Raw genomic sequence first — 16,304 nt, forward strand, 5'->3', positions numbered from 1 at the left:
AGCTTATGCGACCGTGTGGGTGTGGATGGAGCAGTTCCTCCCCCGACTTCGTTGGGGGAGGAACGTGCTACTGACCCGACAGGGCGCGTTTTTCGGCCTCGGTCAGGGCAGCGGTTTGCGAGGGGGTCAGGGGGCCGTAACCAACCACCTGGATCGGCTCGGGTGGCGCCACCTCACTGCGCTGGTCGGGCGCCTTGCGGCGGCGCTCGTCGTCGCCGGGGGACGGCTCGCCGGTGCCGCCACCATAGCCCAGCACCTCGACCAGAATGATGGAGGGCCGTTCCGAGGCCGAGGACGATTTGGGCTCGGTCTTCGGGGTTGCGGCGGCGCTGGCGTTGGAGGCTTGAGTCAATGCACCGGTGTCGACGGCGTTGTTGGGCACACCGATCTGCACGCCCGTCGACTGGATGTTGTCCGCATTGCGCACGATCAGGGCAGCGATGACGACGGTGCCGCTCGACTGGATGCCGGCGTCACCGGCATCCACGGTGCCACGCGGTGCCATCAGAACGACGTCACCGGCCGGCACGTCGGGCCGGCTCTTGACCGTGCCGATGCCGCTGCCGGCGGCTTCGCCCGCCAGGCGGGTGGTGAAGCTGCCGACGGTGGGGTCGTAGACCGTCTCGGGGCGAGGGGCGATCTGCGCCGTCTTGGCGCCGCGGCCGGCATCGATATCACCTGCCGACGACCACATCACGATGTCGCCGCCGCCCAGTGTTTTGATCCGGTTCTGGTTCACCAGAACCGAGCCGGCGCTGAAAGTGTTGATGCCGCCGCCCCACAGCGTCATCAGGCCCAGGTCGCCCGGCTCGCGGAACCGGGCGCCGCCGTTGATGTCGGGCGTCACGAAGGTCAGGCCGATATCGATCTTGCCACCCGGCACCACCAGATCGATGCCGCCGCCGTCGAGCGTCTTGATCTGGCTGTAGAACATGTCGATGTCGCCGACATAGCTCTTGTCGGGGAACAGCAGGGCGATGGCGTCGTAGCCGTCGTTGTAATTGCGCTGCGGCACCGGCTTGGGCGCTTCGCGCCGACCGACGAAGGCGAGTTCCTTGAACAGCACCTGCCGCACCAACTCGCGGCGTGCCACCTCGGGCAGGGCCCGGAACAGCGTCCATGCGGCGCTTTCGCTCAGACCGCTCCTGCCGGTTTCCGCCTCCATGAAGGCCACGAGGTCACGGCCGTAGTGCCGCTCGACGCCTGCCGTGCCCGCCGGGTTGAGGTATCGCTCGGCGAACGCGTCGTAGGCGATGCGGCCGGCGGTGCCCGTGGTCACGGCGACCTTGGCGCCCACGCCATCGGTCAGCCACGGGTTGAAACCGTTGCCGACCGTCTGGATGCCGTCGCTGCTGGCGAGCCTGACGTGGCGGCCGGCGCTGACCTCGAGTCGGCCAGGGCCGCCGATCTGGATGGCGTTGCCGGTCTGACGGTTGAACGTATAGGGCTCGAAGACGATGTCGCGCCCGGCCTCGACGACGGTGACGTCGCCGGCGTTGAAGTTCTGGCCGGCGAAGATCAGGTTACGGATATCCTTGCCGGCGCGGACGATCGCCGGCTTGGGCACCACGATCTGGATACCATTGCCGTTCGATTTGGCGATCGGGCTCGACAGGATGCTGCCCTCGAGCGCGTAGATGCGCACCGGATCGGTGTCCAGCGCGCGGTACAGCGTGCGGGCATGAACGCGGCCCTTGTCCATGCCGGCCGACGCGCTGCCGCTTTCGTTCGATGCGATCACCTCGGTCAGGCGATCCAGCAGGTCGTCGAACATCATGGTGCCGGGATTGAACACGCCGGGCATCTGCGCCGGATCGGCATCGGAGACCAGGATGTTGTTGCCGCGCGCACTGTTGGCCGCAGAATTCGCATTGGCCGTCAGGTCGATATCGTGGGCGGCCAGCAGGGTCAGGTTGCCGTTCTGCGCCGGCCACAACGTCATGCGTCCCGACGCGGCGCTGTTGTCGATGTAGTCGCGACCCACGACAATGTCGCTTTGCAACGACACGACCCGCACGCGCGGGGCATAGAAAAAGAACGGAGCGGCGCCGCTGCCGTATCCGAGACCGAGTTTCGACATCGTCTTCATGACGGCGTCCGGCATCGCGGACATCGTCACGCGGCCGACAGCCGATTGCACGTCAAGGGCGCTGTCGGTTGCGTAGGTCGAGAAGTATGTGCCGTCGGGTGTTCCCGGCGTGGCATTGAAGTTGGGGTCGGACGATCCCGTGGCGTTGCCCTCCATGCCCACCAGGGTGGGGTTGAACATGCCGCCGATGCTGATGTCGCCATGGGCGGAGACGTCGAAGCGTCCGCGTCCGAGTGCCAGCATGGTACCGACCGGTTGTAGGGGCTTGTTGTAGCTGTTCAGGTTCGGCACCCCCAACATCCCGATCGATCCGCCGGCGGTGATGTTTCCGCGCCCGTTGGCGACGTAGAACAGGTTGCCGTCGGCATTGCCGCCCGCGGTGACCGTCAGGTCGCCGCCGCCCCAGGTCTGCAGCATGCTGCCGGTGACCTTGCCGTTGTCGGAGGCCACGGCGGTGAGCGCCGAGATGCGGCCGCCGGCCGCGACGCTGACGTCGCCACCGCCAAGCGTGCCGACGCCCTGGGTGAATTTGGCGAAGTCGACGCCCCATGCGGTCAGCGGTTGTCCGTTTGCATCGTAGCCGCCGCGACGCAACAGCCAGTCGGCGACGTACTGCCGATTGGCGAATGTGCGCAGATCGCACGTCGCGGACCAACTGGCGCAACCGTACAGGAACAGTTTTGGACCCTGCACATCCTGCTGCGCCACGATGGTGAGATCGCCGCCTTTCTCCGCCAAGCTGATCGTGCCGGCATAACTTGCGTTGGGCAGCGTGCTCTGGATGGCCAGCGTTCCTGCCGCAGACAGGCGGCCGGCCGTGTAGACGACGCCTTCATGGTCGTTGTCGACGCCGGCGATGGTCGTCGACCAGACGTCCCATGACGAGCGCCAGGAAGCGTACATCGGCTTGATCGTGCCGTTGGTGTTCATGACCGCGCTGATGTCCTGCGGCGACAATGCGGGATTGGTGGGATGGTTCGCGCACTGGGCGTTGCGGCAGACCACGGTCGTCGTGCCCGGTTTGATGAACCAGCCGAGATACCGGAGATCGACCATGCCGTTGGGCAGAAACACCTCCATGACGTCGGCGACGCGGCCACCGCCGCTGCGCCAGCTGGCAGAGAACTGCGCGGTGAACGCGTCGTTGGCGTAGAGGCTGCGCCAGCCGCGATAGGCCGGCAGCAGCGCGCCGCTGGCATCGAAGGCGTCGAGGAAGCGGATCTGGCGCGATGGATCGGCCGGATCGTAGATGATGTCCAGGCCCGATACGCTGCGCCAGCCGCGATAGGTCGTGTTCAGCCGGCCGTCAGGTCGGAACGCAACCCTTGCGAAGTCCACGGCTGTGGACGGGTTGTTGGGGTCGAAGATGTAGTTGGTGTCGCCCGCAATCTTCAGCCATGACTCGTATTGCGTCTGCAACGCCAGACCGTCCGGCGTCACCGCCTGGCTGAGATTGATGATCTGGCTGGGGTTCTCGGGATTGAAGATCTGCTCGCCGCCCTGGCGCTGCAGGATGACGCTGCGGCCGGCACGGACCTGGATGTCGCCGGTGCCGGTGCGCACGATGGCGTTGGGGGCGATGATCACGTCGCCGCGGTTGACCGCAGCCAGGTCCGCCGGTTGGCGCAGGCTGAACACGTCGGCTGCATCCAGGCGGGCGCCGCCGATGAGCCGGTAGGACCAGGACTCGTCCGCCAGCAAGGCTGCACGGGCTGTGATGCCGTCGAAGCCGTCGCTGAGCGATGCCGCCAGCGTCAGGTTGCCGGCCGCGCGCAAGGTCAGGAAACCGGGCTTGCCGCCCGGCCGCGTCGCGTGCAGATCCCAGTCCGCGGCCAAGGTCATGTCGCCCGCCGAGCGCAGCTCGATGCCGGCCGCCAGGTCGAAGGCGCCAAGACGCGCCGGTGCTTGCGCCATGAACGTGTTGGCCGCGCTCGTCACGCGATCGATCAGCGCCCGGTCGATCGTCGCGACACCGTCGTAGGCCCAGAAGGCTTCCGCCGTGGCACCCAGGGCACCGACCACGGTGCTGTCGAGGTGGCGGGCCTTGATCGTACCGGCGACCTCGCCCGTGCGGGCAGCCCGCACATGCACCTTGCCGCCCAAGGTGGCGCCGCTGACGTCCAGCGTCGATCCTGCGGCCAGGTCGAGAGCGCCGCTGGCGGTCTCCAGATCGATGCGGCCACCCTTGCCCTTGCTGCCGCGCGCCGCGATCAGGGCGCCGCCGTCCAGGATCAGGTCATCGCGCGCCACCAGGCGGACGCTGCCGCCATTGTCGCTGTCGGCCAGCAGGCGGGCGCCGCTGCGCACGATGATCCTGCCAGTATCGGCCGTGACCTGCAGGTTTCGGGCCTGAGCCGTGCCATCGAGCGCGACATCGCCGCTGCGGACCGTCACGAGACGCTGCTCGAAGAAGCTGCCCGCGTTGAGGGTGGCCATCAGGGCGCCGATGTCGGAGAGCGTGCCGGTGTCGAGCGTAAACGAACCCCGTGTCGCGCCGGCTTTGGCGCCGGCGCGCACATCACCGGCGAGGATGAGGGTGCCCTTGGGAACGTTGACCCGCAGGGTGCCGGCGTTGCCGCCGTCGGTGGCGGAGAGGTCGATCAGCGCGCCGCTCTCGACGACGGCCGTGCCCGACGCGGCCTTGAGTTCGACAGTGCCGGCCGACGCGAAGGCTTCCTGGTCGAAAAACGCTTTGCGGAACGCCTTGACGCTGATCACCGACGCGCCCGCAACGGTGACGCCGTCGGCAGCGGCGTTGCCGGTGGCTTCCAGGCGAAGCGTGCCCGCTGGCATATCGATCGTGCCGCCGTGGAACACGCGCGCACCGCGCAAGGCCAGTGCACCGCCGAACAGCGTGATCGCGCCGAGATCGGCCGGCACCGCCGTGCGGATGGTGGTCAAGCCGCCGGTCGCCACTGCGGCCTGGTCGGCGCCGCCCTTGGCCGTCAGCCGCGGCGCCGACAGCGTCAGGTCGGCGGCATGCGCCGCGGTGCCGGCCGTGAAGCCGCCGCGGCCGGCAAAGACGATCTCGCGGTCGGCCGCGAGGATGACCGCGCCGAAGCCACGGGTGGCGCTCTGTCCGGCATCGATGGTGATCGTGCCGGCCTGCAGGCGCAGGGTGCCGGCAGCGGCGGGATCGTCGCCGGCGGCAACGGTGCCGCTGCTGTTGCGCACGTCGAGCGCGACGGCATGAAGCGATACATCGCCCGATGCGCGCTGCACGAAGGCGCCGGCATCCAGCGTCAGGCGAGTGAGCCCGGCGCCACCGATGTCCGTTGCGCCCCAGAAGTCCATCGTGCCGTAGCTGCGCAGGGTCAGGTCGCTGACGGCCGACAATGCGGCCAATGTCGACGACGACAGCACGAGGCCCGTGACGCCGTTCGGTACGGCGCCGAAGCTCACGGCGCTGGATGCCGCATCGAGCGCTTTTGCCCGCAGGACAGCGCCGCTGGCCAACTGCATGTCGCCGGTGGCGTCCAACACCAGGCGGCCGTCCGAGTGGAGGACCGCGCCATCCTGGATGTCGAGCACGCCGCGCACCGGTCCGTCGGCGGCCGCGATGTCGCGGCGTACGATGCGCGATGGCGCCGCGGTGCTGGCGATCACCAGCACGCCCATGCCGGTACCGCCCGGCGGCAGGGGGGTGGTGCTGCCGGGCGCAGCGGCGTTGCCGATGGTGATCGTGCCGCCGGGCCGGCCGCTGTAGGTGCCGGTCGCGTGCACGGCGCTGCCGCGCGCGAACGTCACGGTGCCGGTGCCGTCGACGGCCTGTCCGTCCACGATCTGCGTGCCGGCGGCGAACATGATCTCGGGGCCGACCAGCACGGCGGCGCTGTCGTTGGCGACCAAGATCTGGCGGGCGAGCGGCGTGATCTTCACGCCGTCGGCGGTTTGCGTGCGGCGGCCACCCAGCAGCAGGCTTTCGGCGCCCATGCGCGACAGTTCATCGCCGCGCAGGTTCAAGCCGTAGCCGGCCACGGGTTGGCCCGACGCACCGATGATGGCGATCGACTCGGCGGCAATGTCGAGCAGGCCGCCGCGGCCATCCTTGCCGGGCGCGAAAGAAATCGAGCCGTCGAGCCGCAGGGCTTGAGTGGCGCTCAGGATGACCTGGCCAGCGTCGACGGCCAGGCGGGGGATCACCCGGTCGGCATCCAAGGCAACCTGCGTGAAGAAGCGCTGGCCGGTGTAATCGCGATATTCGGAGAAAGTCCGCAGCACGTCTGCCGGCATGATACGCAGCAGGGATGTCCGCGAGTCGGCGACGCCCAGTCCCGCCACGCCGAAGCGGCTGGCGACGAGGAACGTGCCGTCGGCCTGCCGGGAGGCGAAGCCGGCCGGCACGTCGGCGGCTGCCCGCGCGATCGTCACACGGAATGCGCCGGGCATCAGCGCATAGTGGCCAGGCAGCAAAGTGTACCAGCCGGCCGACAGGCCCGGCACGCTGTCGAGATAGACAGCGTCGCCAACGTTGAGACCGGTATTGGTCGATGCGACCGAGTCGGCGGGGGCCGCCACACCGGCGTAGTGCGGCAGCACGGCGAACACCGGCGCGCCAGGTTGCGAGGCCAGAATGTCGCGCGAACCGCCTGGACCTGGCACCCACTCGAAGGCGCTGATATCGCCACCGCCCGATACGTCGAGCCGCGAGCCGGCCTGCATGTCGATCTGCTGGCCGGCGATCTCGATGCGCTTTTCCGGCGGCATGTCCATATCGATCAGGCCGGTCGGATTACCGACGACATCGCCGAGATACCAGGTCCGTCCGTTGCGCACGCGGCCCATCGGCAGAAGGGTGCCCTCGGTCGCGACCGACGTCAGGCTGCCGGGGGCGAGTGTGACGGTGCCGGTCGTACCGGCGTCGAAGCGGATCGCGCCCATCGGCGCGCGGATCACGCCGGCTTGCATGATGGCGGGGGCCGCCAGGGTGATGCCGCCGCCGGCCGACAGCGGTACGGGATGGGCGTTGCCGTTGGCGTGCACGGCAATCGATGTCGTGCTGGCGAGCGTGTAGTTGCTGAGGACCGTGGGGTAGATCTGGGCCGCGGTGATGTCGAGATCGCCTGCCGTCGCGAAGCGGCCGACGAGCGATGGCTTGCTGGCGTTGACGACCGGATCGTAGGTCCACTTGGTGACGCCGGTCAGCCGGACATCACCCGCGACGTCGAAGTGCGCCCGGTCAATGCCCATCAGCGTGACATTGCCGGTGATGTCGAGCAGATCGGCTTTCACCCGCAGCATGCCGTCGCCCGCGGTCGGCTCGCCGGCATGGTTCTGCTTGTCGTCGCGGGCGTTGGCGAGGCTGACATGGCCGGCTTCGATCAGCGCGGGTGCAGGCGTGTCGCTGGCGCCTACCGCAAGCTGGGGCGCCGCGATGACAATGCTGCGCCGGGCAGCGAGCCGGGTGCCACCTTCCATCATCACCTGGGCACCGGCCTGCAGTGTGATCGCATCGAAGCCGGCGTCGGCAAGCGCCGCGGCGGCGACGCTGGCCTTGTTGCCAAGATCGAGCGCAGCCCCGGGGCGGACTGTCGGCGCCGTCGGCGCCTGGGCCAGAACCTCAACGGTGCCGGTGTTCGACGATGGCAACAGGACGTCGCCGCTGAACAGGCTCAGCGTGCCACGGCGCGTGGTGCTACTGCCGGCCGCGGCGCGATAGCTGCCGTTCAACGACATGCCGCGGGCCGCGACGCTGATCATGCCGGCATCGCTGTAGACGGTCGCCGGCATGTCGGCCATCCGCATGCCCTGGAGTGACGGCACCTCGATGATTCCGCTGCCGCCGGACACATCGATCACCGATCCGGCTTGCGTTACGACGATACCGCGCGCGTTGTCGCTGATCCTGACCGTGCCGCCGTTCAATACCGAGCGATCCGGTTGACGGGTGAGGTCGCGCGGGTCGTAGACGACCATGGCCGTGCCGCTGACGTCGAGCGTGCTGCCCGACAACAGCCAGATCGATTGACCAGGATTGGTGACGGTCTGCGCGGCTTCGGCCAGGCTGACGTCGATGCGGCCACCGTGTGCCGTCACGGTGCCGTCGACGGTAACCAGGCGGCCTGCGGTGAGGCTTACCGATCCACCGGCGGCTGTGCGGATGTCGGCGCCGGTGCCGATTTCCAGCGTGCCCGTCGCTGTGACCTGGCCAGGGCGGGAGCCGGTGACGTCGTAGACCGGTCGGGTGGCGCTGAAGGACAGGTTGGCGGCGGGCCATGCCGCTATGCTCAGCGGCGTAAATGCCAGTGGCGTGCCGCTGGGCAGCGTGGTGTCAGCCACGGTCAGTGCGGTGCGCGTGGCCTCGATGCGGGTACCCGGCGCCACAACGAAACTGTCGTAGCCGTTGAGGACATAGGCGCCGAACCCTTGCCGGAACAGCGATGGGTCGATCTGCAGGGTGTCGGCCGGCGCGGTGCCGCCAACCTGGATCTGGCGCGCCGTCAGCGACAGCGTGCCGCCCTTGCCCATCGCCTCGGCGCTGACCGTGCCGTCAAGATGCAGTTCCTTGCCGCGCACGGTGAGCGAGCCGCCGTTGCCGGCCTTGAGCGTACCCTTGCCGGTCAGCTGGCCGCCGCCGGTGACATTCAGCACGCTGCCGCGCGCCACGGTGACGACGCCGACGTCGAAGTTCGGGGTCTCCCGGCTGCCCGCCGCGTAGCCCGGCGCCAGAATCTCGATGCGGCCGCCGTCGATCGCCAGCGGCAGTGTCGGTTCGCGATCGAGCAGGTCGTTGACCCACAGGCCGCTGACATCGAGCACGGCGCCGCGGCCGACGGTAATGTCGCGCGGTTCCGTCACGTTCAGAAACGACGTGGCGGCCGGCGCCAGGGTCGACAGCCGGATGGTGCCACTGCGGCTGATGATCGTACCGTCGATCGTCACGTTGGCGCCGGCCAACGACACCGTGCCACGCGCCGGCAGCGTGAGGACCGCATCGGCGGCAACCTCGATCTTGCCGGAGCTGTAGATTTCGAGATTGCCGAAGCCGCCTTGGCTCAGCATGTCGGTCGACAGCACCAGGGGCGTGTTCGGCAGTGGTGTCGGGTCGGTGAAGTCCGGCGCAACGGCGCCGGCTGGTGTCTGCGCTTGAAGCCGCACATCACCGACGCGCACGGCGCGGTTGGGATTGACGACGTCGTTGCCCAGCACCAGGGATCCGCCACGCGTGATGGCGTCACGGTCGCGATCGCCGACGCCGGCCGCCGCGTTCATCGCGCCGCTCAGCTGCGTGCGGGGTGCCGTCAGGTTGATCGTGCCGCCGGCGCCGCCCTGGGTGTAACCGGGATCGTAGCGCCGACCGCCGGCCAACGGCGATGTCCAGGTCTCGGACACACCCCAGCGTCCATGCTGGCGGGTGAACTGGCCGGCAATGCCGATGTAGGTCTGCGCCGGGTCGGCATCGCCGATATTGACCATGCGGCCGTTGGCGGCGACCAGGCGTGTCGTGTTCGCATAGCCCGGCGTATAGGTGATCGCGCCGCCCGAGGCGGTCAGCAGCGAACCGGCCTTGGTCACCAGGTCACCGGAGGATTGCAGCTTGATCGTGCCGCCGGCGGCTGACAACTCACCGATGCCGCGCCGGACCAGGCCGATGTAGCCGGACACATCGGCCAGCGGCGTGCCGTACCATTTGCCCGGTTCGCCCTTGAACCATTCCACGCCCTTCATCAGGTCGTCGGAGAAGGAGCCCGACTGGCGGGTGTCGACGTAGATCGACCGGCCGTAGAGAAACGACCGCCGGTGCAGCGGTGAATCCTTGAGTTCCGGGCCGCGCAATTCGACTTTCACGACGCTGCGCTCGCTGGGTGCCGAGGCGCCGAGCACCCCCGACACGTCGATCCAGGCGCCTTCCTCCATGAAGATCCGGGTCCTGAGGTCGCTGCCGATGGCCGCGGAGTCGACGACAGCCAGGGCGGCGACGTCGCCACCGGTGGCCTGCACGAGCGAATCGCGGCCGAAGCGGATCTGCCGGCCGACGATGTCGATCATCGATCGGTCCGTCAGCTTGGCGGTTGCGAGCGTGGTGGGATCATCGAGCTCCGGCCGGATCGACGTCAGGCTGCCGTCGCCCAGGATGACCGATCCGGTGCGCCCATACTCGATGCTGTAGGTCGAATACTCATAGGTGAAGCCATCGCGCGCATGCAGCGTAATGGAGCCGTTGGCCAGCACCGACGTGGTGCTGGTCGCGACGCCGTTTTGCGCGACGTCGAGGCCGACCAGCGAGATGTTGCCCCGGCGCGCCGTGATCAGGCCGTCGTTGGTCGTCGTGCCGCCGCTGCGTGTATTGATCTCGAACTCGAAGCCACGCAGGTTGCTGGTGTCGCTGGCGCGCATGACGACGCTTCTGCCGGCGACCAGGGCAACTTGTCCGTCATCGGCACGGATCTCACCTGAATTGGCCACGTTCTGGGCCAGCAGCATCACCCGGCCGCGGTCGTGGGCCACGATCAGCGCGCCGCGCTCGACGCGCACGTCACCGGCGGAACCGACATTGTATCCACCGAAGACGGGGATCTCGAACTGATCCCAGCGTGTGTCGGCCAGTGCGCCCTTGAACGTGGCGTCGGTGATGTTGAGCGTCGATGCCACCAGCGTGCCGACGTTGACCTGCGAGGCGCCGCCGAAGATGATGCCGTTCTGGTTGATGACATAGACCTGCCCGGGCGCCTTGATGGCACCCAGGATCTTGCTGGGCGCGGCTTGGGGATCGAGCACGCGATTGAGCGCCACCCAGTTGTTGCTGCCATCGGCCGCGGTGCCGGCGCGCTGGTCGAAGTGCAGCGTGGTGTCCGTGCCGATGTTGAATGTCTTCCAGGTCAGGATCGCTTTCTGCTGGTTCTGCTTGACCGTGACCTCCGAGTGGCCACCAGCGATGACCTCGGTCGGCAGGTCGGCACCCTGCCACAAGGTGGAGCCGGGGACGGCACCGGGGGCGACTTGCAGGCCGCCCGGCCGCAGGCCGTTGGGAACGCCGCCGGGTATCAGCCGGGCCGCGCCGCGCGCCGCGGCCTGTGACGCCTGCATGGCCTGGATCGCCCGGGTCGTGCGGCTCAGTGCATTCTGTGCGCGCTGCGCCGCGCGCGCTGCCTCCATCGCGCCGGCCTGTGCACCGGCGACGGCGGCTGCCGGCGAGGCCGGGGCCGATTTGCCGCCCAGCGGGCGTGCAGTTGCCATGGGCGCGGCCAACAGCAGCACCAGGGCGCTGACGCCGGTGAGCAGGGCGGCGCGGGACAGCACGACGGTCGTTTGAGCAGCACGCACGGACATCAGCCAGGATCCTCGAGGGGAGATTTGCGTTCCTGTCCGGTACGACCGTCTCAGACAGGCAAAACTACCGCGCGTCTTCAAAATTTTTTCGTCGGTCGGTGATGAATCGCGACTCTCAGCCCAGCAGGACGATCCCGCCCGGCAGGCGGCGTGCGGGGACGTGCAGGACCTCGACGATGAAGTCGAGGGCGCCCTCGATGTGGTCGAGGCGGAAGGTGGCCACCACGCGCCGGTCCCGCAGGGGCGTGCTGTTGAGGATGACGCGGCCGGCACGATAGCGGTTGATCTCGTCGATCACCGCCGCCAGCGGCGTGTCCTGGAAGACCAGCAGGCCGCGTCGCCAGGCGAGACTGACGTCGGGATCGATGCCGGTCGGCGCGCCCAGCCCACGCGCACCATGGGACACCTGAAAGCCCGCCTGCAGCGACTCGGCGCGCGCGCCACCGCGCACATCGAGTGCGCCCTCGACGCAGGTTACGTGGACTGTCTCGCCGTCCTTGCGCACATCGAGGCAACCCTGGCGCATGTGCACGATTGTACCGCCCGCGCGCACGGTGATGTCGCCGCGTATGTCGGCCTTGGCGATCGTCACCTCGCCGGCGATCAGGTTGACCGTTGTGCCGCCGTCAGTCGCCGGCCGCAGATCAAGGCTGGTGCGCGTGTTCATCTCCACCGACAGGGAACCCGCAACGTCGATCTGGCGGCGTTCGCCGATCTGCGTTCGATAGTCGGCATCGATCTCGGAAAAGGACGGCCACAGGCCCAGGGGCGGGCGCGCCACCAGAAGGGCCGCTGCTGACGCCGCCAGCGCCGGCCCACCGACCATGATCGCCCGGCGCCGCAGGGCCCGTGGCGGCGGCGCGGCGGCGATGGCCGGGCTGCGCGCGAGCGCCTGGCGGGCGGCATCGTCCATGATCCGCCACAGCAGGGCAGCCTCGGCGAAGGCTTGCGCGTGCGCCGGACTACGCCGGCGCCACCGATGCAGCGCGTCGGCGTCCAGCGCCGTGGCGTTCCCCGATGTCAGTCGTCGCAACCAGGCCTGTGCCTGCGTCCGCAAGGCTGCCGTATCCGTCGGATGATCGCTCATGGCACGTCCTGCGGCCGCGGTCCGCGCCGCGGCATCGCCTTCTTGTCCAGGATGGCACCGAAATGTGCCAGCGCAGCCTTCAACTCGCGATCCACGGCGCGGACCGATATCGCGTGGCGTTCGGCGATGGCGCGATGGGGCAGTTCCTCGATGCGAGAGGCGATGAAAATCGCCCGCCGCAGCGGCGGCAGCGCCTCCAGCGCCCGGGTCAGGGCCATGAGCTCGGAGCGGGCCTCCACGATGCGGGCCGGGTTCAGGTCATCCGCGGCGCGCCGGCAGATCGCCTCGATCTCGATCTTGTCCAGCCACCGCCGGTCCTGGCGCAGGCGGTCGGCCGCGACGTTCATCGCCACACCGTAGAGATAGCCGGGCGGGTTGCGCACGGCGATGCCGGCCTTGGTGCTGTCCAGGCGGTCCAGGCGCAGCCATGCCTCGTGCAACACTTCGCTGGCGACATCCTGCGATCCCAGCCGGCGTGCCAGCTTGCGTTTAAGCGCGCCGTAGTCGTCGACCAGCAACTGCCGCAGGCGGTGGAACATGCCCTGTGTCACCGGCGCGCCCCGCACACCGTGGGCACCATCGTCGGCGATGGCGCCAGCAGCAGGGTGATGGGTTGCGGCAGGCCGGGTGGTGGTGGCGGCAACGCCAGTCCGTCCAGGATCGACGTCAGAGCGGCATCGCGCGCGTCCTCTCCTGTCGACGTCAACAGGGCCGAGGTCGTCACCTTGCCGGACTCGTCGAGCCACAGCTGGACCAGACTGCGGAATGTGCCCGGTGTCGTGCGTTCGTGGCGGCACAGCGCCCGGCGCACGCCCGCCAGTACCGCGGCAGAGTAGGCGGCATGCCGGGTCGAGGCGTGGGATTGTACCGCGGTCGCTGGCGTAACGCCGGCCGCCGACAACAATGGCGTCAGGGTGAAGCCCTTGTCGCCCACAGGGTGGGGCAGCAGGCCGGTTCCGGCGAGCAGGCGCCGCAATGCCTCTTCAGAAGGATAGCGGCCTTTGATTGCCGTAGAGTGACGGCCGGCGATGAGGCCGGAATCGACGAACAGCTGCAGGCGGGCGACCGTCCCAAACGACGACAGCGCCCGCGCCAGCGGCTGCGCGGCGATATCGAAGGCGATGGTGTCGTTTTGCGCTGGTGCCGCCGTCGCCGCGAGCGTCATGGCGAACGCCAACGCGCAACACGCGCGGACGCGCCGGCGTTGCGTGGCCGCATCAACGCAGGTCTCCTGTTTCATCGGCAAGGGTCACGGTTGCGGGCGACCCTATGCAGCATCTGTTACGCTCGCATGTCAGGGCGCCGGCGGACGGCGGTGGTGAACCGATGCGTGCGGAGCGCCTTGGTGCCATGCTAAACACATCGGATGACTAATCAGCCCGACACCAGCAACGTCCCTGTCCGGCCGACCGTTCTGTTCCTGGCCGCGCTCGCGATCGGCCTGGTGGCGGATCGCCTGATCGTGCCGCTCGATATCCTGTCGGGGCTGCGCTGGTCGTGGCGGCAATTCATCGGCGGCGTGATGATCGTCGCCGGCATGGCGGGCGTCGTGGATTGTCGGCGGCGCTTTCGCGAGGCCGGCACATCGGTGCATTCGCGGCAGGCCAGCCGGGCGATCGTTGACAGCGGCCTGTATCGCTATTCGCGCAACCCGATCTATCTCGCGCTGAGCACCATCCACCTGGGCGTCGCTGTTGCCGACAACAACGCCTGGCTGCCGCTGCTGCTGGTGCCGCTGCTGATCATGGTGCGCTACACCGTCATTGCGCGCGAGGAGCTCTACCTGGAGCGCCGGTTCGGCGAACAATATGCCGCCTACAAAACGCGTGTTCGCCGCTGGCTGTAGATGCGCTGGGCGGCATCAGCGGTCGCAAAACTGACAAGAACGCGGGCCACGGGCCCCGCCGTTCTTATCGCGGAGATGCAGCATGGCCGTGGCCGGCAGCGACGTCGATCTTATGGCCCTGGCGGCGATTCGCCCGGGCGATCGCAAAGAGAAACTGGCGGCCGCGGTGGGCGCGCGCTGGCTCGAACCACAGCCTGCCGTCGCCGGTAAAGTGCACTATCTTGAGCAGGACTTCGGTTTCACGGCGCGGCTCGATCGCGACGACAGGGTCGGTGAAGTCTCCTTCAAGCACAATTTCGATTCGACGATCCCGATCGAAGGTCTGCGCGTGGCCATGCCTGAGGATGACATCGCGGCGGTCTTGCCGGCGCTCAAGCTCACTGAACTGTCCCAGGCCGTGGACCGGTTTGGCGTTCTGGCGCTGGACGGCAGTGCAATGCTCAACGTCCACGTCAGCCATGGACGCATCATGGGCATCCGTATCGCGAGCGATTCGGCAGTGTATCCCGGGAAGGGCCTGCCCCCGCTGCCGCGGCCGACGCGATCATTCGATGTCGCGATCGTCCCCGGCCTGCGGCCGCGCGGTACGGTGGCGGCGGACGGTTGGTGCTGTGGCCTGCCGCGGGGCATCACACCGCTGCAGTGGCCGCTGTCGACAGCGACCGGCTTTCCACTGGAGCACTACTTCACGGTGCGGGTGCCCGAGAGCTACCGGGTCAAAGGTCCGCAGCAGGTCGCCTTGGCCCTGTTCGGCGAAGGCGAGCAATTCGAGGAGTCGCCCGACGTTTCGGCCCTGATGAAGATCGTCTTCGACGGGCGCCCCTTGCCCACCGCCGTCGATGAACACGTGCAGCCCTTTCTGGAGCATCTGCGCAACAGGCATCCCATGGAGTTTCGCAGTCGGGACATCCTGTGCGCGACGTTCGCTGCGATCTGGTTGACCGAGGACGCGTTCACGGGCGCCGAGTGCGCGCCGCCGATGCCGGTCGTGAACGTGGCGAACCGGATGTGCCCGCTGCCCCATTGGCTTCAGGTCAGCGCGGCACAACGGCTGTTCGGATGGGACGGCAAGGAGGCGTTCAATCCCGATTATTTGCTGCACAAGCTGGCCAAGCACCAGCCCCGCGACAAGTGGGATATTCTGTTGCTGGCGATGACCGAACGCGACGACGATCCCAACACGGGCCGCCAGCCTTGCGACTCGATCGCACCTGACAGCAATCCCGACGACTACGTGGCCAAATACAGCGAGGCGTGGAATCGCGCGGACATGGAGGTGTCATACCACGACCTGCATTTTGGCGGCACAGCGAGCCCGGTGCAGGCCATGCCCGATCTCTCGCCCTTTTACATCGAGTTCGAGGAGACGATGGGCCAGATCAACATGGGCGGCGGCAACGGCCAACTCGACCTGCTCACGATGCAGATCGACTGGGCCTGTGGTTGACGGGTGCGATTCAGCGTTGCGTTGAAGCAGGCGTTGCGGCGTTTCATTTTTGGCGGTGCGTGCGCTAGTCTCGGCCTATTGATGGGGATGGGGTCCCCCGACAACCGCCGCGAGGCTGATGACTCCTACCGGACGTGTTCATCGCGGTAGGAGTCTGCGGCCATGATCATCGATCTGACAGCATGCATGCTGGTCCTCGCCGGCGGCTTCGTGGGTGGCGTGCTGCGCTATGCCATTGCCGAGGGTGTGGCGCGCCGCGTGGCCGACGGCTTTCCGTGGGGCACCCTGGTTGTCAACGTCAGCGGCGATATCGTGATCGGTGGTCTGGCCGGGGCGGCGGCCACGGTCGGGGGTGCCCTGGCCAGCGCCGCCTTCCGCGAATTCGCTGTTGTGGGCGTCCTGGGTGGCTACACCACGGTGTCGGCTTTCGCCTTGCAAACCCTGAGCCTGGCCCTCGACGGCCAGCACCGGCGCGCGGTGCTCAACGTGGTGCTGTCGACCGGCCTGGGTCTGGTTGGTGTCGCCGCCGGCTTCTGGCTGGCCGCGCGGCTGCTGGCCTGAGGGG

7 protein-coding genes and 1 riboswitch are annotated in these 16,304 nt (G+C 68.3%); of the genes, 3 read left to right on the forward strand and 4 right to left on the reverse strand.

The genetic code is table 11. The annotated features are described in order from the left end of the window. Positions 1-67 precede the first annotated feature (67 nt). The 4 genes from FQU96_RS12490 to FQU96_RS12505 all read right to left on the reverse strand — a co-directional run bounded on the left by FQU96_RS12490 (position 68) and on the right by FQU96_RS12505 (position 13,611). A complete protein-coding gene (locus tag FQU96_RS12490; RefSeq protein ID WP_146541574.1) occupies positions 68-11,359 on the reverse strand; it encodes a filamentous haemagglutinin family protein in 11,292 nt (3,763 codons plus the stop codon). Between the two features lie 115 nt (positions 11,360-11,474). Beyond that, positions 11,475-12,446 (reverse strand): DUF4880 domain-containing protein, encoded by a 972-nt coding sequence (locus tag FQU96_RS12495; protein ID WP_146541575.1) that lies wholly within the window; start codon positions 12,444-12,446, stop codon positions 11,475-11,477. Then, positions 12,443-12,985, reverse strand: coding sequence for an RNA polymerase sigma factor (locus FQU96_RS12500; RefSeq protein WP_146541576.1), 543 nt, complete (start codon positions 12,983-12,985; stop codon positions 12,443-12,445). The genes FQU96_RS12495 and FQU96_RS12500 overlap by 4 nt, the downstream gene beginning before the upstream one ends. Positions 12,986-12,993: 8 nt before the next feature. Next, positions 12,994-13,611, reverse strand: coding sequence for an STN domain-containing protein (locus FQU96_RS12505; protein WP_178130472.1), 618 nt, complete (start codon positions 13,609-13,611; stop codon positions 12,994-12,996). A 201-nt stretch (positions 13,612-13,812) separates the two neighbouring features. Between FQU96_RS12505 and FQU96_RS12510 the strand changes: the two genes are divergently transcribed. From FQU96_RS12510 to crcB, 3 genes are all read left to right on the forward strand, one after another. Beyond that, entirely contained in the window at positions 13,813-14,292 is a 480-nt protein-coding gene (locus tag FQU96_RS12510; RefSeq protein WP_146541578.1) for an isoprenylcysteine carboxylmethyltransferase family protein, read from the forward strand. A gap of 82 nt (positions 14,293-14,374) precedes the next feature. Continuing rightward, positions 14,375-15,739, forward strand: a complete 1,365-nt coding sequence (locus tag FQU96_RS12515) for a hypothetical protein (protein ID WP_146541579.1) — start codon at positions 14,375-14,377, stop codon at positions 15,737-15,739. A gap of 74 nt (positions 15,740-15,813) precedes the next feature. Beyond that, positions 15,814-15,874: riboswitch (Fluoride riboswitch) on the forward strand. Between the two features lie 33 nt (positions 15,875-15,907). After that, positions 15,908-16,300, forward strand: a complete 393-nt coding sequence (crcB, locus tag FQU96_RS12520; protein ID WP_146541652.1) for a fluoride efflux transporter CrcB — start codon at positions 15,908-15,910, stop codon at positions 16,298-16,300. Positions 16,301-16,304 lie beyond the last annotated feature (4 nt).

The organism is Reyranella sp. CPCC 100927 (genome assembly GCF_007859315.1).
In the GTDB taxonomy this organism is placed as follows: Bacteria; Pseudomonadota; Alphaproteobacteria; order Reyranellales; family Reyranellaceae; genus Vineibacter.

Bases quoted from the DNA above. Each gene is read 5' to 3' on its own strand.
- FQU96_RS12490 (WP_146541574.1), bottom strand. From the start codon at position 11,359: ATGTCCGTGCGTGCTGCTCAAACGACCGTCGTGCTGTCCCGCGCCGCC.
- FQU96_RS12495 (WP_146541575.1), bottom strand. From the start codon at position 12,446: ATGAGCGATCATCCGACGGATACGGCAGCCTTGCGGACGCAGGCACAG.
- FQU96_RS12510 (WP_146541578.1), top strand. From the start codon at position 13,813: ATGACTAATCAGCCCGACACCAGCAACGTCCCTGTCCGGCCGACCGTT.
- FQU96_RS12515 (WP_146541579.1), top strand. From the start codon at position 14,375: ATGGCCGTGGCCGGCAGCGACGTCGATCTTATGGCCCTGGCGGCGATT.
- FQU96_RS12505 (WP_178130472.1), bottom strand. From the start codon at position 13,611: ATGACGCTCGCGGCGACGGCGGCACCAGCGCAAAACGACACCATCGCC.
- FQU96_RS12500 (WP_146541576.1), bottom strand. From the start codon at position 12,985: ATGTTCCACCGCCTGCGGCAGTTGCTGGTCGACGACTACGGCGCGCTT.